At 65.4% G+C, this 23243-nt stretch carries 20 protein-coding genes; 18 read left to right on the forward strand and 2 right to left on the reverse strand.

What is annotated here, in order from left to right; all coding sequences use genetic code 11:
* The first annotated feature begins 4 nt into the window (after positions 1 to 4).
* From ACOOFO_RS07190 to ACOOFO_RS07250, 13 genes are all read left to right on the forward strand, one after another.
* The gene (locus tag ACOOFO_RS07190; protein WP_420429389.1) at positions 5 to 958 is read left to right on the forward strand and encodes an ABC transporter permease; all 954 of its coding nucleotides are present in this window, start codon (positions 5 to 7) and stop codon (positions 956 to 958) included.
* Complete coding sequence (locus ACOOFO_RS07195; protein WP_420429391.1) at positions 955 to 1836, forward strand: ABC transporter permease; 882 nt, start codon at positions 955 to 957, stop codon at positions 1834 to 1836. Before ACOOFO_RS07190 ends, ACOOFO_RS07195 begins: the two co-directional genes overlap by 4 nt.
* Positions 1833 to 2807, forward strand: coding sequence for an ABC transporter ATP-binding protein (locus ACOOFO_RS07200; protein WP_420429393.1), 975 nt, complete (start codon positions 1833 to 1835; stop codon positions 2805 to 2807). Before ACOOFO_RS07195 ends, ACOOFO_RS07200 begins: the two co-directional genes overlap by 4 nt.
* The gene (locus ACOOFO_RS07205) at positions 2804 to 3784 is read left to right on the forward strand and encodes an ABC transporter ATP-binding protein (RefSeq protein WP_420429395.1); all 981 of its coding nucleotides are present in this window, start codon (positions 2804 to 2806) and stop codon (positions 3782 to 3784) included. Before ACOOFO_RS07200 ends, ACOOFO_RS07205 begins: the two co-directional genes overlap by 4 nt.
* 220 nt (positions 3785 to 4004) lie before the next feature.
* The gene (mutL, locus tag ACOOFO_RS07210; RefSeq protein ID WP_420429397.1) at positions 4005 to 5897 is read left to right on the forward strand and encodes a DNA mismatch repair endonuclease MutL; all 1893 of its coding nucleotides are present in this window, start codon (positions 4005 to 4007) and stop codon (positions 5895 to 5897) included.
* Positions 5887 to 6879, forward strand: coding sequence for a tRNA (adenosine(37)-N6)-dimethylallyltransferase MiaA (gene miaA / locus ACOOFO_RS07215; RefSeq protein ID WP_420429399.1), 993 nt, complete (start codon positions 5887 to 5889; stop codon positions 6877 to 6879). Before mutL ends, miaA begins: the two co-directional genes overlap by 11 nt.
* 30 nt (positions 6880 to 6909) lie before the next feature.
* Complete coding sequence (gene hfq / locus ACOOFO_RS07220; protein WP_420429401.1) at positions 6910 to 7161, forward strand: RNA chaperone Hfq; 252 nt, start codon at positions 6910 to 6912, stop codon at positions 7159 to 7161.
* Between the two features lie 18 nt (positions 7162 to 7179).
* Complete coding sequence (gene hflX, locus ACOOFO_RS07225; RefSeq protein WP_420429403.1) at positions 7180 to 8502, forward strand: ribosome rescue GTPase HflX; 1323 nt, start codon at positions 7180 to 7182, stop codon at positions 8500 to 8502.
* A 56-nt stretch (positions 8503 to 8558) separates the two neighbouring features.
* Entirely contained in the window at positions 8559 to 9722 is a 1164-nt protein-coding gene (hflK, locus tag ACOOFO_RS07230; RefSeq protein ID WP_420429405.1) for an FtsH protease activity modulator HflK, read from the forward strand.
* Positions 9722 to 10591 carry a protease modulator HflC gene (gene hflC / locus ACOOFO_RS07235; protein ID WP_420429407.1) on the forward strand — a complete coding sequence of 290 codons (870 nt, stop codon included), beginning with the start codon at positions 9722 to 9724 and terminating at the stop codon, positions 10589 to 10591. The genes hflK and hflC overlap by 1 nt, the downstream gene beginning before the upstream one ends.
* Positions 10592 to 10600: 9 nt before the next feature.
* The gene (locus tag ACOOFO_RS07240) at positions 10601 to 10792 is read left to right on the forward strand and encodes a DUF2065 domain-containing protein (RefSeq protein ID WP_223057506.1); all 192 of its coding nucleotides are present in this window, start codon (positions 10601 to 10603) and stop codon (positions 10790 to 10792) included.
* On the forward strand, positions 10789 to 11766 hold the full coding sequence (locus tag ACOOFO_RS07245; protein WP_420429409.1) for an ATP phosphoribosyltransferase regulatory subunit: 978 nt from the start codon (positions 10789 to 10791) through the stop codon (positions 11764 to 11766). Before ACOOFO_RS07240 ends, ACOOFO_RS07245 begins: the two co-directional genes overlap by 4 nt.
* A 35-nt stretch (positions 11767 to 11801) precedes the next feature.
* Positions 11802 to 13097: an adenylosuccinate synthase gene (locus tag ACOOFO_RS07250; protein ID WP_420429411.1), complete on the forward strand. Its 1296-nt coding sequence runs from the start codon at positions 11802 to 11804 to the stop codon at positions 13095 to 13097.
* 123 nt (positions 13098 to 13220) lie between these two features.
* Here the strand turns inward: ACOOFO_RS07250 and ACOOFO_RS07255 are convergent, their stop codons facing one another.
* The gene (locus ACOOFO_RS07255) at positions 13221 to 14840 is read right to left on the reverse strand and encodes a BCCT family transporter (RefSeq protein WP_420429413.1); all 1620 of its coding nucleotides are present in this window, start codon (positions 14838 to 14840) and stop codon (positions 13221 to 13223) included.
* Between the two features lie 287 nt (positions 14841 to 15127).
* Between ACOOFO_RS07255 and ACOOFO_RS07260 the strand changes: the two genes are divergently transcribed.
* From ACOOFO_RS07260 to ACOOFO_RS07280, 5 genes are all read left to right on the forward strand, one after another.
* Entirely contained in the window at positions 15128 to 16510 is a 1383-nt protein-coding gene (locus ACOOFO_RS07260) for a DEAD/DEAH box helicase (RefSeq protein ID WP_420429415.1), read from the forward strand.
* A 91-nt stretch (positions 16511 to 16601) separates the two neighbouring features.
* Positions 16602 to 16934 (forward strand): DUF1820 family protein, encoded by a 333-nt coding sequence (locus tag ACOOFO_RS07265; RefSeq protein WP_420429417.1) that lies wholly within the window; start codon positions 16602 to 16604, stop codon positions 16932 to 16934.
* 4 nt (positions 16935 to 16938) lie between these two features.
* A complete protein-coding gene (locus ACOOFO_RS07270; protein WP_420429419.1) occupies positions 16939 to 17715 on the forward strand; it encodes an MBL fold metallo-hydrolase in 777 nt (258 codons plus the stop codon).
* Positions 17716 to 17772: 57 nt separating this feature from the next.
* On the forward strand, positions 17773 to 21615 hold the full coding sequence (gene purL / locus ACOOFO_RS07275) for a phosphoribosylformylglycinamidine synthase (RefSeq protein ID WP_420429421.1): 3843 nt from the start codon (positions 17773 to 17775) through the stop codon (positions 21613 to 21615).
* Between the two features lie 19 nt (positions 21616 to 21634).
* Positions 21635 to 21949, forward strand: a complete 315-nt coding sequence (locus ACOOFO_RS07280) for a prepilin peptidase (RefSeq protein WP_420429423.1) — start codon at positions 21635 to 21637, stop codon at positions 21947 to 21949.
* 61 nt (positions 21950 to 22010) lie between these two features.
* Here the strand turns inward: ACOOFO_RS07280 and ACOOFO_RS07285 are convergent, their stop codons facing one another.
* On the reverse strand, positions 22011 to 23084 hold the full coding sequence (locus ACOOFO_RS07285) for a hypothetical protein (RefSeq protein ID WP_420429425.1): 1074 nt from the start codon (positions 23082 to 23084) through the stop codon (positions 22011 to 22013).
* Positions 23085 to 23243 lie beyond the last annotated feature (159 nt).

Genomic DNA, 23243 nt, shown 5'->3' on the forward strand with positions numbered 1-23243 from the left:
CAGCATGGCGTTTGGCCTTTACCTGCTGCGGCGGGTTGCAACCGGCATTCCGCTGATCCTGGGCGTGACCTTCATCAGCTTTCTGCTGATGGTCTATTTCGGTCCGGATATGACCTTCGAGCTGGTCGGCAAGAATCCAACCGCGGAGCAGATTGCCCAGGTGCGCGCCCAACTCGGCTATGACCAGCCCTTCCTGGTGCGTTATTGGCAGTATCTGGTGGAGTTGGCGACGCTCGATCTGGGGCGCTCGATCTCGACCGGGGAATCGGTGCGGTCGCTGCTGGCCGAAACGGTGCCGGTATCGATGGCGCTGACGCTGCCGGGCTTCGTGCTGGGGAATCTGCTTGGCATAGCACTGGCACTGCTGGCGGCGTGGTTCCGCGGCGGCTGGATCGATCGTGGGATCATGGCCTTCTCGGTGATCGGCATGAGCATCAGCTTCCTGATCATCATCATCGCCTTTCAGGTGTTCTTCTCGTCGCGCTACGGTCTCAACTATTTTCCGGTGCGCGGCTGGGATATGCGCTCGCTCGGCAGCTATCTCTACTACGTCACGGTGCCGACGCTGGCCATCGTCTTCGTATCCCTGGGCTACAACACGCGCTTCTATCGTGCCGTCTTCGTCGAGGAGATCGGACGCGACCACATCCGGACCGCGCGTGCCTTCGGGGCGGGGCCGGTCGCGATACTCGGCAAGTATGTGCTCAAGAACAGTCTGATCCCGATCATCACGCGCATCATGTTTTCGATCCCCTCCATCGTGATTGCGGGCAGTCTGCTGATCGAGAGCTATTTCGGGATTCCCGGCGTGGGCAAGCTGGCCTACGACGCCGTGACCACAGGTGATCAGCCCGTCCTCAAGGCAGTGGTTGGGGCCACGGCGCTGCTCTTCGTGGTGGTGCTGATCCTCAACGACATGCTGTATCGGGCGGTAGACCCGCGCGTGGCTCTCAAATGACCGACGCTGAAGCCGCATTGCAGAGCAGTGGCCTGTGGTCCCGCGCCTGGCGGCGGTTGCGTCGCGATCGCGCCGGCATGTCGGCGTTACTCGTGGTGGCCGCGTATTTCGCTGTTGCCTGTGCGGTCTGGCTGGGTCTGGCTGGGCAGGGGTGGTCCGCGCTGGGGGCGGACAGCTTCGCACCGGTCTCTGCGGAGCATTGGTTCGGGACCACGCGCAATGGCCAGGACATTTTCGCGCGCACCATCTACTCCACGCGTGTGGCCTTCGAGATCGGTCTGGTGGTGGCCGTCAGCTCGACGCTGCTGGGGGCGCTGTTCGGTGCTCTATCGGGCTATTTCGCCGGATCGTGGATCGACGAAACGATCCTGTGGGTGAAGGGCACCTTGGATGCCATTCCCTTCTTTCTTTTTGTGGTGGCGGTCGCCTATGCGGTGCAAGGGCATCCGCTGGCCATGCATTTCGCCATGATCGTGACCTTCTGGACCACCACGGGTCGCTACGTGCGGGGCGAGGTGATCAAGCTGCGCAATATGGAGTTTGTCGAAGCAGCGCGTGCAGTGGGAGTGTCACAGGCGGCCATCATCTTCCGCCATGTGCTGCCCAACACGACCCACATTCTGCTGGTGCAGGCGACGATTGTCTTCGTCACAGCCATCAAGGCCGAAGTGATCCTGTCCTTCCTCGGGCTCGGGGTGCAGGACGGGGTGTCCTGGGGTTTGATGATCTCGCAGTCGACCAATGAAGTGACCGCCGGCTTCTTCAACAATTTCATCGCCGCCTCGGTGGCCATGTTCGTCCTCGTGATGGCCTTCAATTTCTTTGCCGACGCGCTGCAGGATGCGCTCGATCCGAAGAAGGTGGAGGAGGCGTCATGAGCGCGCCGTTGCTTTCCATCGAAGGCCTTGATGTGCGATTTGCGTCCGAAGGTGGCGAACTGCGTGCGCTGCACGGCGTTGACCTTCAAGTGGCCCCGGGCGAGGTGGTGGGCCTGGTCGGCGAATCCGGCTGCGGCAAGAGCGTGACCGCTTCGGCGGTGCTGCGCCTGCTGCCGGAACCGCCTGCGCGGGTGGCCGCCGGGCGCATTGGCTTCGACGGACGCGACCTGCTCACGCTGTCGCCTGCGGCCCTTCGCAGGCTGCGCGGACCGGAGATTGCGATGATCTTCCAGGAACCGATGACGGCGTTGAATCCGGTGTTCACCATTGGCTCGCAGATGACCGATGTCCTGCGCCGCCACGAGCGCCTGTCGCGCCGCGCCGCGCGAGCACGCGCCATCGACTGGCTGCACCGGGTCGGCATTCCGGCACCGGAGCAGCGTCTCTCCGCCTATCCCCACCAGCTTTCCGGCGGCATGCGCCAGCGGGTGATGATCGCGATGGCACTGTCGTGCCGGCCGCGGTTGCTGATCGCGGACGAGCCCACAACGGCGCTGGACGTGACCATTCAGGCGCAGGTGCTCGAATTGATGACGGAACTGGTGCGCGCCGAGGGCGTATCCATGCTGCTGATCACGCACGACATGGGGGTGGTAGCGGAGACCTGCGATCGCGTGCACGTGATGTATTGCGGTCGCGTGGTGGAGGAAGCACCGGTGAAGGCGCTCTTCGCCGCCCCCCGGCATCCCTATACGGCGGGCCTGCTTGCCTGCCTGCCACGGGTGGGTGCGGAGCGCGCGCGCAGCTTGCCGACCATCCCCGGCAAGGTGCCCGAATTGCATGCCCTGCCGGAGGGTTGCGCCTTTGCCGACCGCTGCAAGAACGTGCAGGCGGACTGTCGCAGCGCGCCCCCACCATTGCGGCGTCTGGGCGATACGCGCGTTGCCTGCCTGCATCCGGAGCCGGTATGACGTTGCTGCAGGTCCAGGGGCTGAAGAAATGGTTTGGCGGTGGTGGCCTGGTGCGGCGACGGCCGCCGGTGCGCGCCGTCGACGGCGTCGACCTGGAGATCGCGCGCGCGGAAACGCTGGCCCTGGTCGGCGAATCGGGCTGCGGGAAATCCACGCTGGGACGCAACATCCTGCGTCTGCAGGAGCCCACGGCGGGTACGGTGCAGCTCGACGGCCGCCCGGTCACCGGCATTTCCCGGCGGGCCTTGCGCACACGCCGGCGGGAAATGCAGATCGTCTTCCAGGACCCCTACGCCTCGTTGAATCCGCGCCGCAGCATCGAGCAGACCCTGGAGGAACCGCTGCGCTTGCACGGCTATGGCGACCGCGATGCGCGTCGCCGCCGGGTGCGCGAACTGCTCGATGTGGTTGGCCTCCGGGCGCAGATGGCCGCGCGCTATCCCCATGAATTCTCCGGCGGCCAGCGCCAGCGGGTGGGCATCGCGCGCGCCCTGGCGCTGTCGCCCAGCTTCATCGTGGCCGACGAGGCGGTGTCGGCACTGGACGTCTCGGTGCAGGCGCAGGTGCTCAATCTGTTCCGCGACATTCAGCAGCAATTCGGCATCAGCTATCTGTTCATCGCCCACGATCTGGCGGTGGTCCAGCACATCGCCGATCGCGTCGCAGTGATGTATCTTGGGCGGATCGTCGAGGAAAGCGACGTCGAGACCCTGTTTGCGCGCCCGCGTCATCCCTACACCCAGGCCTTGCTGTCGGCGGTGCCGGTGCCGGATCCCGAGCACAAGCGGGCGCGTATCGTGCTGCCCGGCGATGTACCGTCGCCAGCGGCGCCCCCGCCCGGTTGCCCCTTTCACCCGCGCTGCCCGGAAGCCTTCGACCGCTGCCGGGTGGAGACACCGGCCCTGGTCAATGCTGCTGCGGCAACGGCAGCGAAACACAAGGTCGCCTGTCATCTGCATCCGCCTGGCGCTGGCTGAGCGGGCGCGCCGCCTTGGCCGATCTGGGACAATTCTTCACCCGCCACGGCCCTTGTACGACCATGCGTTCGCTTTGCCGCGTGCCGACCACTGATTCCGCGCTGCCTTCTTTTGAGAGGGCAGGCTTGCGCCTGGGCTCGGCGCATCGCTTCCCGCTCTTGGCAGCGCCTCGAGGGCCACGGGTCGCGCTGCCCGGTGGCCGCTACAACGGGGTCGGCGCATGACGATCCAGCGTCTCCCGGTCGAGCTGGTCAACCAGATCGCCGCTGGCGAGGTGGTGGAGCGCCCGGCCTCGGTCATCAAGGAGCTGGTCGAAAACAGCTTCGATGCGGGCGCCCGTGCCATCACGGTCGAGCTGGAGCAGGGTGGGCTGCGCCTGCTGCGGGTACGCGATGACGGCGCCGGCATTGCCGCCGACGAACTGGCGCTGGCGTGCAGTGCCCACGCCACCAGCAAGATTGGCAGTCTCGATGATCTGGAGCAGGTCTCCAGCTTCGGCTTTCGTGGTGAGGCGCTGGCGAGCATTCTCTCGGTGTCTCGATTCCGGCTGTCGTCGCGCACCCTGGATGCCGAGCACGGCTGGTGCGTCGAGGGCGAAGGGGAGCTGGACGGTACGCTGAGTCCGAGCGCGCAGCCGCCTGGCACTAGCGTCGAGGTGCGCGACCTGTTCTGCAATACGCCGGCGCGGCGCAAGTTTCTGCGCACGGAGGCCACCGAGGCGCGCCATGTCGACCAGGCACTGCGCCGGCTGGCGCTGGCGCGTCCGGATGTGGGCATGGCGCTCAGCCACAACGGGCGCCGGCTGTGGCATTGCCCGCCACAGAGTCTGGCAGCGCGGGCCGCTCAGCTGCTGGGCGAGGAATTCTTCCGGCAGTCGATTCCGGTGGAGAGCACCGCCCTCGGTCTGTCGCTCACCGGTTGGATCAGCGTGCCCGCCTTCTCGCGCGCGCAGGCGGACATGCAGCACTTCTACATTAATGGTCGTGCCGCACGCGATCGCGTGGTGGCCGGTGCGGTGCGCCGGGCCTATGCCGACGTACTGCATGGCGCGCGGCATCCGGCCTTTCTGCTGTTTCTGTCGCTGGATCCCAGCCGGGTGGATGTCAATGTCCATCCCGCAAAACGGGAAGTCCGTTTCCGCGATGCCGGCTCGGTGCACGATTTTCTCTACAGCAGCATGTCGCGCGCGCTGGCCAAAGTACGCCCCGGCGCGCAGCACCATCGTTATCTCCCAGACACGGCACCGGCCGCCACCGGCGAGAACGCCAGGACGCGCCCTGCCGGGTGGGCACCGTCACCACCGGCGCAGCACGGCTGGGACTGGACGCGGGTGGCAGAGGCCTCGGCCGCATATGCACCGGACACGCGCGGCGAAGCGGCGGAGGCAGCGTCTGCGGCGGCAGCCCCAAGCATGTCCGAGACGGGTGCATCGGCTGCAGTCTCGGCCGGCCTCGCCGATGCCAAGGCGGCTCCGGCCGAATCCGTGGCCGCATCGCGGCCGGCGGCAGGCGCTGCCGCCGGCGGTTTGGGACAGCCCCTCGGCCAGCTGCACCATCTCTACATCGTCGCGCAGAACGCCGAGGGGTTGGTGCTGGTGGACCAGCACGCCGCGCACGAGCGCGTCCTCTACGAGCGCCTGAAGCGTCAGTACCGGGAAGGCGGCATTGCCCGCCAGCAGTATCTGGTGCCAGTCGCCGTGCGCCTGAGCGAAGACGCCGCCGATCTTGCAGAGGCGCGACACGAGGAGCTGGCCGCCTTTGGGCTCGAAGTCGAACGCAGTGCCCCCACGCAGGTGCGACTGCGCGCCGCCCCGCCCATCCTCACTGCCGAGGCTGCAGCGGAGGTGCTGCGCCGGGTGCTGGGGGTAGCGGTGGAGGAAGACCAGCCCGACCATCACCTCGGGGAAGTGCTCGATGCGCAGGAGCGCGTGCTGGCGGATGTTGCCTGCCGCAGCGCCATCAAGGGTCAGCGCCGCCTGAGCCTGCCCGAAATGGAGCAGCTGCTGCGCGATATCGAGTCCACCGAGCGCTCCGGCCAGTGCAATCACGGACGCCCGACCTGGGTGCAGATGCCGCTGGCCGCGCTGGATCGGTTGTTCCTGCGTGGCCAGTAGCGGAACCGCGCCGCCGATCATCGTCGTTCTGGGGCCGACCGCGTCGGGCAAGAGCGGCTTTGCGCTTGAACTGTGCGCACGCATCTCGGGCGAACTGATTTCCGTGGACTCGGCGCAGGTCTATCGCGGCATGGATATTGGTACCGCCAAGCCGAATGCCGAGGAGCGGGCGCGCGTGCCGCATCACCTCATCGATATCTGCGACCCGACGGAGGCCTATTCCGCCGCGCGCTTCGCCGAGGATGCACCGCGGGTCATCGCGGAAGTGCAGGCGAGGGGACGCGTGCCGGTCCTCTGCGGCGGGACCATGCTCTATCTGCGGGCCTTGTTTGCTGGCCTGTCCGACCTGCCCAGGGCCGACGCCACGTTGCGCGCCGACATCGCCGCGCGCGCTGAGGCACTGGGCTGGCCGGCGCTGCATGCCGAGCTGGCCCAAGTGGACCCGGAGACGGCCGCGCGTCTGCACCCCAATGACCGAACCCGCATTCAGCGCGCCCTGGAGATCACCCAGCTCACCGGCCAGCCAGCGAGCGCACGACGCGATGGCGGCAGCCGGCCGGGCGCGCGGCTGGGACCCGCCGCCTTCGTACGCTGGACCCCGCACGCACGGCCGGCACTGCACGCCGCCATCGAGATGCGGTTCCAGCAGATGATCGAGGCCGGCTTGCTGGACGAGGTGCGCCGGCTGCACGCGCGTGGTGGTCTGCACGCCGATCTGCCGGCGATCCGCGCCGTTGGCTATCGCCAGCTGTGGGGCTTTGTCGAAGGACGGTCGGACTGGGAAACCGCGGTTGCTGCAGCCATCAAGGCCACCAAACTCTTGGCCAAGCGTCAGATGACCTGGCTCTCCGGCGGGCTCGTGGACGCCCTTCTTGTGCACCGCGGTTCAACTGTGTTCAATGTGATGGAACATACTACGGTCACGGCTGTCCAGACTTGGTGTGATAATTGGGTCCATAACAGCGGTACGCTGCAGGAATAGCCGCGTCTTACTACAACAAGGAAAAGATCAATGACTAAGGGACAAACGCTCCAGGAACCCTTTCTGAATGCGCTGCGCAAAGAACGCATCCCGGTTTCGGTATACCTCGTCAACGGGATCAAGCTGCAGGGGCAGGTGGAATCCTTTGACCAATTCGTCGTGCTGCTGCGCAATGCCGTCAGCCAGATGGTCTACAAGCATGCCATTTCCACCATCGTGCCGGCGCGCCCGGTGCGTGTCGCGGACCTTGATGCGGACGATCACGGCAACAGCGACGCCTGATCGCGGTCTCGCGATTCGATGATCGAGCACCAGCAGGTGGCCGTGGGCCAGGCCACCATTCTCGTGCACGTCACTTTTCCGGGTACGGACACCGAGGCGGATACCGCGGAATTCGTTGAATTGGCCCGCTCTGCGGGAGCAGACGTGAAGCGCTGTGTGGGCGCACGCCGGCAGCGGCCGGATCCGCGCTTCTTCGTCGGGCGCGGCAAGGCGGAGGAAATCGCTGAACTGGCGCGCGCCGATGGCGTGGAGCTGGTGGTGTTCAACCACGACCTTTCACCCAGCCAGGAGCGCAACCTGGAGCAGCAACTCTGCTGCCGCGTGCTGGGGCGGGCCGGCCTCATTCTCGATATCTTCGCGGCGCGCGCGCGGACCCATGAAGGCAAGCTCCAGGTCGAACTGGCGCAGCTGCAGCACCTCGCCACCCGCTTGGTGCGCGGCTGGTCGCATCTTGAGCGGCAGAAGGGCGGTATCGGCTTGCGCGGTCCTGGTGAATCGCAGCTGGAAACCGACCGCCGATTGCTCCGCCACCGCATGGGTACCTTGCGCCAGCGTCTGGAAGTCGTGCGCAAGCGGCGCGCACGCTCTCGCGCGTCGCGCCAGCGCAATGAGACCCCCACGGTATCGCTGGTCGGTTACACCAACGCCGGCAAGTCCACACTGTTCAACGCGCTGACCACGGGCAACACCTTTGCCTCGGATCAGTTGTTCGCGACGCTAGATCCCACCTTGCGTCGCTTCGCCTTGCAGCCTGGTGAGCATGTGGTGCTCGCCGACACGGTGGGCTTCATCCGCGACCTGCCGCCGGACCTGGTGGCGGCCTTCCGTGCGACGCTGGAGGAAACGCGCGAGGCGGAACTGTTGCTGCATGTGGTCGATTGGTCCGATCCCGAGCGCGATCAACGCATCGAGCAGGTGGAGGCAGTCCTGCGCGAGATCGGGACCGAGGATGTCCCACGCCTGCTCGTCTGCAACAAGTGCGACCGGCTGGAAGGCGGCTATCCCGAGCGCACCACCGCGGATTTCGATGGCGAGGGACGTGCCCGTCAGGTGTTCATCTCGGCCGTGAGTGGTTTCGGGCTGGACGATCTGCGGGCCATGGTGCGCGCCTTCTTCCACGGGCGGCTTGAAGCGGTCGAATTGCGCCTACGTCCTGACGAGGCGCGGCTGCGGGCGCAACTCTACGATGTGCAGGCGGTCACCGGCGAGCACACGGACGACGACGGCACAGTTCATCTGCATCTGCGCATCCCGCGCGATCAGTTGCATAGGCTGTGCCAGCAGTCGGGTGTACCGATCGAGCGCGCGACAAGCGACTCGGTGCACCGGACGGGCTGCTAAACTACATCCTTCCTGAACCGGCGGTCGGCCGGTGTCATTTCCCGATGGAGTCAAGCATGGCTTGGAACGAACCAGGCGGCGACAAGGATCCCTGGGGGTCCGGAAACCGCGGGTCTAATTCGCCTCCCGATATCGAGCAGATGCTGAAGCGCTTCAAGGAGCGTTTCAGTGGTCGTGGAGACGGTGGCGGCAGTGGTGGTGGCGACGGAGCCGGCGGCAAGGGCCCGATCATGGGCGCCGCCGTCGTCATTCTCGGCATCATCGTTGCGCTGTGGGTGGCTTCCGGCTTCTACGTGGTCGATGAACGGGAGCAGGGTGTGGTTCTGCAGTTCGGCGCCTTCTCGCGCGTGACGCAGCCCGGTCTGCGCTGGCATATCCCGTGGCCGGTGGAAAAGGTCGAGACCATCAACGTCACCGAGATTCGCGAAGCCTCGGATCGCACGCTGATGCTGACGGAGGACGAGAATATCGTCGAGGTCGAGTTGCGGGTGCAGTACCGCATCTCGGACGTGCAGAACTACCTGTTCAACGTGCGCAACCCCGACGAGACGCTGCAGCAGGCCACCAAGAGTTCGCTGCGCGAGATCGTCGGTCAGAACAATCTTGATTTCGTCTTGGTCGACGGTCGTGCGCAGGTTGCGAATCTGACCCTCGACCGTCTGCAGGACATCCTGACCGACTACGGGACAGGCCTGTTCGTGACCAACGTCAACCTCACCGATGCGCGCGCACCGGCGCAGGTGCAGGATGCCTTCCTCGATGCCATCAAGGCGCGCGAAGACCGCGTTCGTCTGGTCAACGAGGCTGAGTCCTATGCCAACGACCGCATCCCGAGCGCACGCGGTAACGCCGCGCGCGAGGTCGAGCAGGCCGAGGGCTATCGCGAACGCGTCATCGCCCGCGCCGAAGGTGACGCATCCCGCTTCGGGCAGTTGGTGACCGAGGTGCGGCGTGCCCCCGAGATCACACGCAATCGCCTCTATCTCGACACCATGACCGAGGTCATGAACAACACCAGCAAGGTGCTGGTGGATATCGATGATTCCGGCTCGCTGATGATGCTGCCCCTGCAGGAAATGCTGCGTGGCATGGGCTCGGGCAGCACTAGTGACAGCAAGGGCAGCAGCGCACCGCCAATCCTCGGTGGTGGCGGCAGCAACAGCTTTGGTGGCCGGTCCAACACGAACGATGCGCGGTCGCGCGATCGGGAGCGTCGCTGATGAGTAATCGGCAGATGGTAATCGTAGGTGTCATCCTGCTCGGCCTGTTCACGCTGAGCCAGTCCTTCTTCATCGTCGATGAGCGCGAGCGGGTCATCCTCTTCCAGTTCGGTGAAGTCAAGGGGCTGGACTTCGAGCCAGGCCTGCATTTGAAGACCCCCTTCGTACAGAACACGCGCTCGGTCGAACGCCGGGTCATGAGTCTGGATTCGCGCTCCGAAGAGTTTCTGACTTCGGAAAAGAAGAACGTCAAGGTCAATTACTACGTCAAGTGGAGAGTGGCTGAGCTGCGCAAGTTCTATCGCGCCACGGGCGGCCAGGAACTGGTTGCAGCGGATCGACTGTCATCGATCATGAACCGCGCACTGCGCGATCAGTTCTCAACCCGCACCATCCGCGAGGCAGTATCGGATGAGCGCAATGCGATCATGCAGACCGTGCAGGAAGAGACCAGAGAGCCGGTACAGGAGCTCGGTGTCGAAATCGTCGATGTGCGCGTCAAAGCCATCGACCTTCCGGACGAGGTCAGCGAATCGGTCTACCAGCGCATGCGGGCGGAGCGTCAGCGCGTCGCTGCCGATTTCCGTGCCCGCGGTAAGGAAGAAGCCGAAGAGATCCGCGCCGACGCAGACCGCAAGGCGGAAGTCATTCTGGCCAACGCCTACAAGGAGGCGGAAGAAATCCGCGGTCGCGGCGACGCGCGCGCGGCGGAAATCTACGCCAACGCCTATTCGGATGATCAGGAGTTCTATCAGTTCTACCGTTCGCTGAACATCTACCGTCGTGCCTTCGCCGGCAATGACAGTGTGATGGTGCTGCAGCCGGAAGGGGAGCTGTTCAAGTACTTCAATCCCAAGGACGAGCGCTAGGCGGCCATTGTGTGGGATGACTTGTTTCGCGCGCTGGCACTGGTGCTGGTGATTGAGGGGCTGCTGCCTTTCGCGGCACCGGCACGCTGGCGCGAGACAATGCTCCGGTTGGCGACGCTGGATGATCGCCAGCTGCGCATCATCGGCGTCACCTCGATCATCGCGGGCTTGTTGATGCTGCAACTGGTGCGTCTGCTATGAGCTTGCGCCGGGCTGCATTCCTGCCTGACGGCGTCGAGGAACTGCTTTCCGAGACGGCCTGGGCTGCCGAGGACCTGCGCAGGCAGGTCCTCGATCATTTTCGGGCCAGCAATTACCAGTTGATCCTGCCGCCACTGGTGGAGCACCTGGATAGCCTGCTGGTGGGCGCCGGCGAAGATCTGGAAGATCAAACCTTCCGCTTCATGGACCCAGCTAGCGGCCGCATGTTGGGGGTGCGTGCCGACATGACGCCGCAGGCGGCGCGCGTGGCAGCGACCCGCTTCCCGGATGATGCGACGGTGCGCCTCTGCTATGTGGGCTCGGTCCTGCGCACGCACCCCGATGTGCCGGGCGGTTCACGCTCGCCGCGCCAGGTGGGCTGCGAATTGTTCGGCGATGCCTCGCTGGAGGCAGATGCAGAAGTATTGCGCATGATGGTCGAGACGCTGGCGATTGCCGGCGTCCAGCAGCCGCTGATCGACCTGGGTCACGTCGGGGTATACAGCAGTCTGATCGCCGATCTGGGCCTGCGCCCCAGCGATGAACAGACTCTGTTCGACATCATGCAGCGCAAATGCGTGCCCGAGCTGGAGAGCTGGCTGCGTTCCGCGGGCTTGCCCAGTGACGCACAGCATGCGTTGCGTCAATTGGTGGAATTGCACGGCGGTGCGGAGGTCACTGCCAGGGCACGGGAGTTGTTGCCTGGCGAGCCGGGCATCATGGCGGCTCTCGATGCACTGGATGCGATCATCGCGCGCATCGAGGCCGTTGGCAGCTACGCATTGCATGTAGATTTGTCGGAACTGCGCGGTTTTCGTTACCAGACCGGCTTGAGTTTCGCCGCCTTCGGCACCGACCGCGCGCGTGAACTCGCGCGCGGCGGGCGGTACGATGGCATTGGGGACATCTTCGGCGCGCCGCGCCCGGCTACCGGCTTTTCGGCGGATCTGAACGAATTGCTGGCCTTGCATTGAAGACCGCGCGCCGCGCACCAAAGTAAAAAGGGACTATGGGTAAATCAGTAGTTGTCATCGGCGCGCAATGGGGCGACGAAGGCAAGGGCAAAGTCGTGGATTTGCTGACCGACCGCGCGCATTCTGTCGTGCGCTTCCAGGGCGGGCACAACGCAGGCCATACGCTTGTCATCAACGGCGAAAAGACGGCCTTGCACCTGATCCCCTCCGGCATCATGCGCGAGGGCGTTGCCTGCCTCATCGGCAACGGGGTCGTGCTGTCCCCCGAAAAGCTGCTCGAAGAGATGCAGGGATTGGAGGTACGGGGCGTCAAGGTGCGGGATCGCCTGCACCTGTCCGCCGCCGCGCCATTGATCCTCGACTACCACGTGCGTATTGACCAGGCGCGCGAAAAGGCACGCGGTGCCGCGAAGATCGGGACGACCGGCCGCGGCATCGGTCCTGCGTACGAGGACAAGGTCGCGCGACGTGCGGTACGTCTCGGTGACCTGTTCCATCGCGAACGGCTGGCCTCCAAGCTGGGGGAGGTCCTCGACTACCACAACTTCGTGCTGCAGCAGTATTTCAAGGAACCGCCGGTGGACTTCCAGGCGCTGCTCGAGCGCTGCCTGTCATACGCCGAAGCCCTACAGGGGATGGTCGGCGACGTCACTGGCATGCTGGAAACACGCCTGCTGGCGGGCGAAAACGTGTTGTTCGAAGGGGCGCAGGGTGCGCTGCTGGATATTGACCACGGTACCTACCCCTTTGTGACCTCCAGCAACACCACGGCGGGTGGCGCGGCCACCGGTACCGGGGTCGGACCGCGGCATATCGATTCTGTGCTCGGCATCGTCAAGGCCTATTCCACTCGCGTCGGTGCGGGGCCCTTTCCGACCGAGCTGGACGATGACATCGGTCACTATCTTCGTGAAAAGGGCGGCGAGATCGGCACCACGACGGGGCGCACGCGGCGCTGCGGCTGGTTTGATGCCGTGGCGCTGCGCCGTTCGGTGTTCAACAACTCCATGAGCGGGCTCTGTATCACCAAGATGGACGTGCTCGACGAACTGGACGTCATCCGGATCTGTGTCGGTTATCGCGTCGATGGCGAGAAGATGGAGCAACTCCCACTGGGCGCGGATGCCTACGCTGATATCGAGCCGATGTACGACGACATGCCGGGCTGGCGGAGCACCACCAGCGGCGTCAATCGCTATCAGGATCTCCCCGCCGCCGCCAAGGATTACCTGGCCCGGATTACCGACATCACGGGCGTCCCGGTGCAGGTGGTTTCCACCGGCCCGGATCGCGACCATACCATCGTGCTTGAGCATCCCTTCGACGCCTGAGCTTGGGCGCTGGGTCGCGCGAACGGCGTAGACCAACCACAGCCAAAAAGAAAGCCCCGCACGCTCAATGGCGCGCGGGGCTTTCTGTTTCAGGGCAGCCAACTCGCTGCCCGGTGGCTGCCGCTATTTACCGATGCTGGGATCCACCTGGGTGGGCGTCGTACCTGCGAGATGCTCGCGTCGTTCGTTGCGCAGCCCCATGGCGACGCCAATGGTCAGAATCATCAGAATGATGGCAAAGGGCAGTCCGGTCGTGATCGCCGCGGCCTGCAGGGACGCCAATCCGCCGCCCACAAGCAGCGCAATCGCGACCAAGCCCTCGAACAGGCACCAGAACACGCGTTGTGCGACCGGGGCGTCGAGCTTGCCCCCGGCGGTGATGGTGTCGATCACCAGTGAGCCTGAATCCGAGGAGGTCACGAAGAAGACAATAACCAGGACGATGCCGATGAAGGAGGTCACCGCGGTCAGCGGCAGGGCTTCGAGCATTGCAAAGAGCGACAGCTCCGGCGTGTAATCGGTCACGGTCTTCAGCACGCCCTCATAGCCCGTACTCAGGTATTGCCGCACGGCCGTGCCGCCGAAGGCGGTCATCCAGAGAATCGAGACCAGCGTCGGGATCAACAGCACGCAGGTGACGAACTCGCGCACGGTGCGCCCGCGTGACACGCGGGCAATGAACATGCCGACGAAGGGCGACCAGGAAATCCACCAGGCCCAGTAGAAGGTCGTCCAGCCGTGCATGAAATCGAGATCCTCGCGACCGATCGGATTGCTTAGCGGTACCACCTGCTTGACGTAGTTGACCGCGGCGTCGAAGAAACCGGTCAGGACCTGCAGCGCGCCACCCACGGCAATGACAAAGATCATCAAAGCGAGCGCCAGCAGCATGTTCAGCTCACTCAGGCGCTTGACGCCGCCATCCAGGCCCCGCATGACGGAAATGAGGGCCAGGGTCGTGATGCCGATGATCAGTACCACCTGCGTGGTCACACCTTCGGGCGCATTGAACAGATAGTGCAGGCCTGCACCGGCCTGCTGTGCGCCGAAGCCCAGCGAAGTGGCAAGCCCGAACAGGGTGGCAAAGACCGCGAAGATGTCGATGACATCCCCCGGCCAGCCCCAGACGCGATTGCCCAGCAGCGGATAGAAGGCGGAGCGGATCGTCAGCGGCAGGCCGCGGTTGAAGGTAAAGAAGGCGAGGGCAAGGGCCACCACCGCGTAGATTGCCCAGGGGTGCAGGCCCCAGTGAAAGATGGTGGCAGCCATGCCGGCGGCGGCCGCTGCCGCGGTATCGCCGGGGTCCACGCCCAACGGCGGGTTCTGGAAGTGATACATCGGCTCAAGCACACCGAAAAACATCAGCCCGATGCCCATGCCGGCAGCAAAGAGCATGGCGAACCAGCCTGGGTAGCCATAGTCCGGAACGGCGTCCTCGCCGCCCAGACGCACCTTGCCCCAAGGTGAGACCAGCAGGAAGAGGCAGAACAGCACGAAGATATTGGCTGCACCCATGAACACCCAGTCGAAGGTGGAGGTGATCCAGGGTCTGAGGTCACCGAACATGGCTTCGGCGTGCGCGCTGAAGATCAGCGCATAGAGGGTGAACAGGACGATGATCCCCCCTGAGACAACGAAGACCGGGTTATGGATGTCCAGCCCGAAGATCTGTACGTTGTCCTGCCCGATCTCGTAGTCGACTTCCGGATTGTCCGGAATCTTTTCTGCTGCGTCTTCGCTCATGGTCTCTCCTGATGGTTCTGTACCCGCACGCCAGTCCTGACGCAGGACGTGCGGGATCGATGCACACCGTATTGAGGTACGCACTAGTCGCGTGTATAGATCCCCAAAAAGACCTTATCGTAAATAACAGGATGGTGGCCAATCGGCTTTGACGACCTTCCGCGAAGCCGTAAATGCCCAGCCACCCGCCGGACGGCGACGCGTTGCCGCCGGAAAAGCGTGCGTTGGCATAGGGCGAGCGCGTATGATGCTCGCCCTTTTGCCGTGGCCATGCGCCCGGAGTCCCGATGTCCTTTGAAGCACTTGGTCTGGGCAAGGCCCTGACCAACAATTGCGCGCGGGCGGGCTATACCATGCCCAGCCCCGTCCAGCAGTCCGCCATCCCGATTGTCTTGCGCGGCAGCGATCTACTCGCCAGCGCGCAAACCGGTACCGGCAAGACCGCCGCGTTCCTCCTTCCGCTTCTGCATCAGCTGAGTCAGGCAGAGGTTCCCACGGGGCGCGCGCGCACTCCGCGTGTCCTTATATTGGCACCCACCCGCGAGTTGGCGGGACAGATCGGGGATTCGGCGCGCAGCTATGGCAACGGCCTGAATGTGCGCAGCCTCACCATCTTCGGTGGTGTCGGCCAGCGGCCGCAGGCGCAGGGCATCGCCCGCGGGCTGGATCTCTTGGTGGCCACGCCTGGGCGGCTGCTTGATCTGCACAACCAGGGGCTGGTCGATCTGTCGCGCGTGGCGCATGTCGTGCTGGACGAAGCCGACCGTATGCTCGACATGGGCTTCATCCACGATCTGAAGCGCATTCTGAAGCTGCTGCCGGAGTCGCGTCAGACGCTGCTGTTCTCCGCTACTTTCTCGGACCCCATCCTTGAGCTCGCGGGGCGCTTCCTGCGTTCACCCGAGCGCGTCCAGATTGCGCCCGAGGTCACGACTGCCGAAGGCGTGACCCAGCATCTGGTGCGGACGCACAAGAATCACAAGCGTGCCCTGCTGGCATGGCTGGTGGGTCAGCACCCCGAATGGCGGCAGGTGCTCGTCTTTGCCCGCACCAAGCATGGTGCCGACCGGCTCGCCAAGCAGATGACGATGGATGGGCTGCCCGCCGTGGCGTTGCATGGCGGCAAGAGCCAGGGTGCCCGTCGCAAGGCCCTCGATGGCTTCCGCAGCGGTGGCACGCGGATCGTGGTGGCTACCGATCTCGCTGCACGCGGGATTGATATCGATCAACTGCCCTGCGTCATCAACTACGAACTGCCGCACGTCGCGGAGGACTACGTCCACCGCATCGGTCGCACCGCCCGTGCTGGTGCAACCGGTGTCGCGATCTCGCTGGTCGGCCGCGACGAGCAGTCCCTGCTGCGAGATATCGAGCGGCACCTGGGCCGGAAGATCGACACCCTGGACACGTCCGGCTTCCAGCCGCCGCAGGGGGCAGGCCGCGAGGAAAGCGCTTCGGAGGCACGCCCCTCCCAGCGCACGCAGCCTTCCAAGAAGCGTCCCTCCGGCGGACCGCGACGCAAGGATGGCAGCGGTGAAGCGCGCGAAGGCGGCAATGAGCGCGCGCCGGCAACGCGGGATGCCCGCGCGCCGAGCGGCCGAAAGCCGCAGCGCCGCGGCCGCAAGCGCCCTGCGCAGGGTGCGAACCGTCAGGGCCAGGGTCGCGGCTGAAGCGGCTCCGGCGAAGGATGCCGCCGACGCTGTTGTAAAATGCAGCGCGGCGGCAGTGCCGCTGTAGCGACTCACTCGGCCAAGAAACATCATGGGAAAGCAGCCGCTCTATCGCATCAGCTTCGTACAGCAAGGCAAGGTGTATGAGATCTACGCCCGCGAGGTCTCCCACGCCAACATGATGGGCTTCGTGGAGATCGGCAAGCCGGTCTTCGGCGAGAAGTCGCAGGTGCTGGTCGACCCCACCGAAGAAAAGCTGCAGGCGGAGTTCGAGAACGTCGAACGTTTCTACGTACCCGTCCATCAGGTGGTGCGCATCGACGAGGTCACCAAGCGCGGCACGGCGCGCATCAGCGACGCCGAGGGTGAAAGCGGGAAGGTGGCCCATCTCCCTGTGTTCAATCCCGGCAATCGCGGCAGCTGAGCGGGTGCCGGCACTGCGATTCGCTGTACTGGGCAGCGGCAGTCGCGGCAACGCGACCCTGATCTCCTGCGGCAACACGCGGCTTCTCATTGATTGTGGCTTCACCATTGAGGACACCTGCCAGCGGCTGGCACGGCTGGGCGAGGATGCGTCCGCCCTCACGGCCATTCTGGTGACCCACGAGCACGGTGATCATCTGCGCGGCGTGGGGCCGTTGTCGCGTCGCTTTGACATTCCCGTCTGGATGACACCCGGCACCTACGCGGCGGCGAGGTCGCGCGCGGGGACGGCTCTGGCGCAGCCGCACTATTTCGACCCGCACACCCCTTTTGCGGTGGGCGATCTGCAAGTCACGCCCCTGCCCGTACCGCACGACGCCCGCGAGCCCAGCCAATTCGTTGTCGGGGATGGGGCGCGTCGGCTCGGGGTACTCTCCGACGCCGGTCACGTCACGCCGCATATGGTGGACTCCCTGCACGGCGTCGACGCGCTGCTGCTGGAAGCCAATCATGACCCCGAGATGCTGGCGGAAGGCCCCTATCCCGCCAGCCTGAAGGCGCGCGTCGGGGGCGGCCTGGGTCATCTTTCCAATGCGCAATCCGCCGCGCTGGCCGGCGCACTGGATGCTTCCCGGCTGCGGCACGTGGCCCTGACGCATCTGTCGGAACAGAACAACACACCCGAACTCGCGCGTCGCGCCGTGGCCACTGCGCTCGGCTGCGAGGCTCATTGGCTGGCTGTTGCGGGCCAGGCCAGTGGCTTGGACTGGCGCAGCCTATGAGCCGAGTCTTGGTCACGCACGGGCTTCGGCCGCCCCCATTCGTTATTGGAATCGATCATGCTTAGTTTCCTGGGACCTTCCGCGCTGTCTGATTTCCGGCTGGAAGCGCTGGCGCGGCGGCTGCAATCGATGGGTGTGGCCCTGGCGGATCCCGCGCGCCTGTCGGTGCGCTCGATCTACCTGGTCTCAGGCACGGTATCGACCGAAGAAGTGGCACGCCTCGGCGCGCTGCTGGGCAATGCGGAGCCACTCAGCATGGACGCACTGTCGGCTGACGCCGGCGCGCGCTTCGTGGTGCCACGCCTGGGTACCTTGTCCCCGTGGAGCAGCAAGGCCAGCGATATCGCCCGTGTCTGCGGGCTGTCGGTGGAGCGGATCGAGCGGGCGCGCTGGATCAGCGGCCTGCCTGCCGGTACGCTTCCGGATGCGGCGGCCGCCGAGATCTTCGATGCGATGACCGAGAGCCTGCTCGATGATGCCGCAGGCCTTGCCCAGGTCTTCGATACCCCGGAGGCCAGGCCATTGGTGCACGTGCCGCTGCAGTCGCAGGGGCGGGCGGCCTTGGCCGAGGCCAACCATGCATGGGGGCTCGCGCTCTCCGAGGAGGAAATCGACTACCTGCACGCGCACTATGCGGCCACCGGACGCGACCCCACCGACGCCGAGCTGATGATGTTCGCGCAGATCAACTCGGAGCATTGTCGACACAAGATCTTCAACGCCCAGTTCACCGTCGATGAGGTGCCGGCACGGCACAGCCTCTTCGACATGATCCGTATGACGCACGCCGCCGCGCCCGAGGGGGTGCTGTCCGCCTACCGCGACAACGCCGCAGTGGTGCAGGGCGCGCGCGCGACGCGTTTCCTGCGTCAGGCCAACGGGCATTGGCACAGCGTGACCGAGCCCGTGCATCTGCTGATGAAGGTGGAAACGCACAACCATCCCACCGGCATCTCGCCGGACCCGGGTGCGGCCACCGGTGCCGGCGGCGAAATCCGCGATGAGGCGGCCACTGGCCGAGGCGCCCGCCCCAAGGCCGGCATGTGTGGCTTCTCCGTGTCCCATCTGCGCATTCCCGCGGCGCCCAGGCCGTGGGAACAGCCCGACTCGGCGCCGCGCAACATGGCGTCACCGCTGCGCATCATGCTCGAGGCGCCGATCGGCGCGGCCAACTACAACAATGAATTCGGGCGCCCGAATCTGGCCGGCTACTTCCGCAGCTTCGAGACGCGCGACGGCCGCGGCCGCCGCCGTGGCTATCACAAGCCGATCATGATCGCGGGCGGTTTCGGCAATATCCGGGAGCCGGACGTACACAAGGCCGAAGTGCCGGTGGAGGCCGCACTGATTGTTCTCGGCGGACCGGCCATGCTGATCGGGCTGGGGGGTGGCGCCGCTTCCAGCCGCGCCACCGGCACCGGTGATGTGGCCCTGGATTTCGCTTCGGTACAACGCGCCAATCCTGAATTGCAGCGGCGCTGCCAGGAGGTCATCGACGCCTGCTGGGCAGCCGGCGCGGACAATCCCATTCTCTCGATCCATGACGTCGGTGCCGGCGGCCTGTCGAATGCGCTGCCTGAGCTGATCGATGCCGATGGGCGCGGCGGCCACTTCCGGCTGGCGGATGTGGATTGTGCCGATCCGTCGTTGTCACCGATGGAGATCTGGTGCAACGAGTCACAGGAACGCTACGTGCTCGCGGTGCCCCAGTCCGAAGTGCCGCGACTGCAGGCCTTCTGTGCGCGCGAGCGCTGTCCCATGGCGGTGGTCGGGACGGCCACGGCCGAACCGGTGCTGCTTGTCGATGCCCCGGACGGCGCCAAGGCTGCCGACATTCCGATGCCCGTGCTGCTGGGCAAGACGCCGCGCATGGAACGCTATACCCATCGCCAGGCCGCACAGGAGCCGCCGTTCCTCACCGACCACATCGATTTCAGTGAGGCTGCAGAGCGCGTGCTGCGTCACCCCAGCGTGGCGGCCAAGGACTTTCTCATCACCATCGGTGACCGCACGGTGGGGGGCTTGACGGTACGCGACCAGATGGTCGGTCCCTGGCAGGTGCCGGTGGCCGACTGTGCAATCACGGCCACCGGTTTCACGGCGATGACCGGTGAGGCCATGGCGGTGGGTGAGCGTGCCCCGCTGGCCATCGTCGACGCGGCCGCCTCGGCGCGCATGGCGGTGGCCGAGGCGCTGACCAATATCGCCGCCGCTGCGCCCACGTCGCTGAGCGATGTGCGCCTGTCCGCCAACTGGATGGCCGCCTGTGGCAGCGACGACGAAGATGCCCGCCTGTTCGACGCGGTGCGCGCCGTTGGAGAGGAACTCTGCCCGCAGCTTGGCGTGGCCATACCCGTCGGCAAGGATTCCCTGTCGATGCGCAGTGTCTGGCAGGACGACGATGGGGAGCAGCGCCAGACCGCGCCGGTCTCGCTCATCGCCACGGCTTTCGCACCGGTGCCTGATGTGCGCGCCCATGTCACCCCGCAACTGGAGCGTGGACTGCGCAGCCGGCTGCTGCTGGTGGAACCGGGGCACGGGCATCAACGGCTCGGCGGCAGCATCCTGGCGCAGGTCTACGGCGCCATCGGCGACGCGGTGCCGGATGTGGACGACGCCGACTGCCTGCGCCACAGTTTCGAGACGCTGACGCATCTGATGCATGAGGGCATCGTGCGCGCCTGCCATGACCGCTCCGACGGCGGGCTCTTCGTCACCCTCGCGGAGATGGCCTTCGCCAGCCGTCTGGGCGTGGATGTCGCCCTGGATACATTGGGACCGGACCCCACGGCGGCAGCCTTCAACGAAGAGCTCGGCTGGGTGATCCAGGTCGAGGCGGCGGCAGTAGAGACGGTCCGTCAGGCCTTTGGCACCCACGCCCGGATCAGCGATCTGGGGACCCCCACGGCCGGCGAGGAGGTACGCCTGCGCCACGGCAAGACCCTGTGCTTCGAAGCGCCGCTACGGACGCTGGAGGGCATCTGGTCGGAAACGAGTGCCGAGATGTGCCGCCTGCGCGACCGGCCGGAGTGCGTGGAGCAGGCGCGCGAGCATCAGCCATGGCGCGAGCCCTTGCACGTGGTGGCGGATCCTGTGGCGCCCTTCGATATTCCGGCCGTGGCCAGTGCACGGCCGCGGGTGGCGATCCTGCGCGAGCAGGGCGTCAACGGCCATGTCGAAATGGCGTGGGCCTTTGATCAGGCCGGCTTCGAAGCCGTGGACGTGCACATGAGCGATCTCCTGGCAGGGCGCCGGTCGTTGCGCGAATTCCAGGGGCTGGTTGCCTGCGGGGGCTTTTCCTATGGCGACGTCCTCGGAGCCGGGCAGGGGTGGGCGCGCTCGATCCTGTTCCACGAGGCGGTGCGCGCCGATTTCGCCGCCTTCTTCGCGGACGATGCCCGCTTCGCCCTGGGGGTCTGCAACGGCTGCCAGATGCTGGCAGCGCTGGCCGAGATCATTCCGGGATCGGAGGATTGGCCACAGCTGGAGCGCAATCGCAGCGAGCAGTTCGAGGCGCGCTGGAGCCAGATCGTGGTGCCAGAATCGCGCTCCCTGTTCTTTGCCGGCATGGGCGGCGCGCTGTTGCCGGTGGCGGTAGCGCATGGCGAGGGCCGCATGGCACTGTCCGAGGACGCCATGCTGCGTCTCGATCGAGGGCGTCAGATCGCGATGTACTACGCCCACGGCGATGGTGCGCCAGCGGAGCACTATCCGGTCAATCCGAACGGATCGCCGCGTGGTCTGACCGGTGTATGCAACAGCGACGGGCGCGTCACCATCCTGATGCCGCATCCGGAGCGTACCGTCGCCGGCACCACCGGTTCCTGGTGGCCGCGACGCGATAGCGCCTACACGCCATGGATGCAGATGTTCGTCAATGCACGACGCTGGGTGAACTAGCGGGTACTATCCGATCCCCATGATTCTTGTTGTCTTCTTTCTGGTCGGCGGTGTGGCCGGTACCCTGATCGCGGCCCTGATCGATCGCACCATCGACCGCCGAGCGGCCATCACGCGGGTCGGGTGGTGGTCTGCCATGCGCCCCGGCGCCCATTGCGATGCCTGCCGTCGCCCGCTGCGCCGTCTGGACGCCACCCCCATCATCGGGTGGCTGCATCTCGACGGTCGTGCGCGTTGCTGTGGCGCGCCCATCCCGGTACGTCATCTCATCCTGGAAACCAGTGGATTCGTCGTGGGCGGAACCGGGCTGCTCGGCTTGTTGCTGTTGCTCTGAAATGACAAAGCGCCCGCGCACAGGGTGCGCGGGCGCTTCGATGTAAGGCTTTGCGCTGCAGCTACTGGGACTGCTGCGAGGCATCCTCCAGCGCGTCGGCACAATCACTGTTGAGTGCTGCCAGTTCCTGCGCGGTGTAGGTTTCGCCATTCACCGTCACACTGCCGTCGCCGTTGTAGACGACTACGAAGCTCTCGCCGTCGACGGTGACATTGAGCCGTCCGCTCTGGATCTGGCCTGAGCTGTTGTCGGTGATGATCGGGTCTACCGTCTCGTAGTCGGTGGAGACATCACAGCTCCCGTTGTCGCTGAATTCGAAGGGCCCGTCGATGCGCGTTTCGGTGGTCTGGCTGCCTTCGTTGATGATGATGGTCGCCGGATCATTCGGACCGGTGCCGAAAGTTGACGAGAAAGCAGGCACATTGTTGCCAGCGAAGGAACTGCTGAGATAGCCGATCAGCTCCAGATTGCCGCCACGGGTTGGGCTGGCACAGTTGTCGCAGACATTGAGTTCGCCGCGCAGTTCGACATCCTGCGAGGTGGTCTGGCCGTTGAAAGTACTCTCGACTTGAAGGATGTACGGGCCGCCACTGGTCGGGTCACCACTGATGTCGCTGGCACGGATATAGATCACGTTGCCGTTCTCTGCTTCGCCAACGGCCAGGACGCCGTCCTGCCGCGAACTGAAGGAGAAACCGTCACCCTGTCCGGAATCGCGACAGTCGTCGGCGGTGGTGGTGGTCACGCTCAGCGGCGAGGCGAAGGGCGATCCGACGTCCTCGGTGCTTTCACTGGTCTGGACGCATCCGTCCTGCTGCTTTGTGGACAGCGACTGCGTGCTGTTGCTGTCGTCGGCGTCGTCCGCCTGGCTGGCTGCGGTGGATGCGACCTTGGCAAGCAGCGTGGCGATGGCGCCCTCTTGGGCTGCCTGATCGCGCGTTTCCGCGGTTCCTCCATTGCCACCGCCGTTACCGCCACCGCCATTACCGCCGTTGCCGCCGCCGTTCCCGATCTGACCGCCGTTTCCGCCATTCCCCGAAGCGCCACCGCCGTCGCCATCGCTGTCGCTGCAGGCCCCGAGGGACAAACAGGCCACCACGGCCGCCAGGGTTGTCCAGTTTCGTATTGCTGTCATTGCTCGTACTCCCATCGGTTGGTTTGTCGCGTCGTAGTCACTGGTTAGCAACCAACCCCGGAGTCTAGGCGTCACATTATCGAGGTGTGTACCGAAATTCCGTGACGTATCCGCAGCCTCTATGGCTGTTGCTTGCGCAGGGCGGCGCGCACAATGGGG

It is taken from the genome of Algiphilus sp., assembly GCF_965216485.1.
Taxonomy (GTDB): Bacteria; Pseudomonadota; Gammaproteobacteria; order Nevskiales; family Nevskiaceae; genus Algiphilus.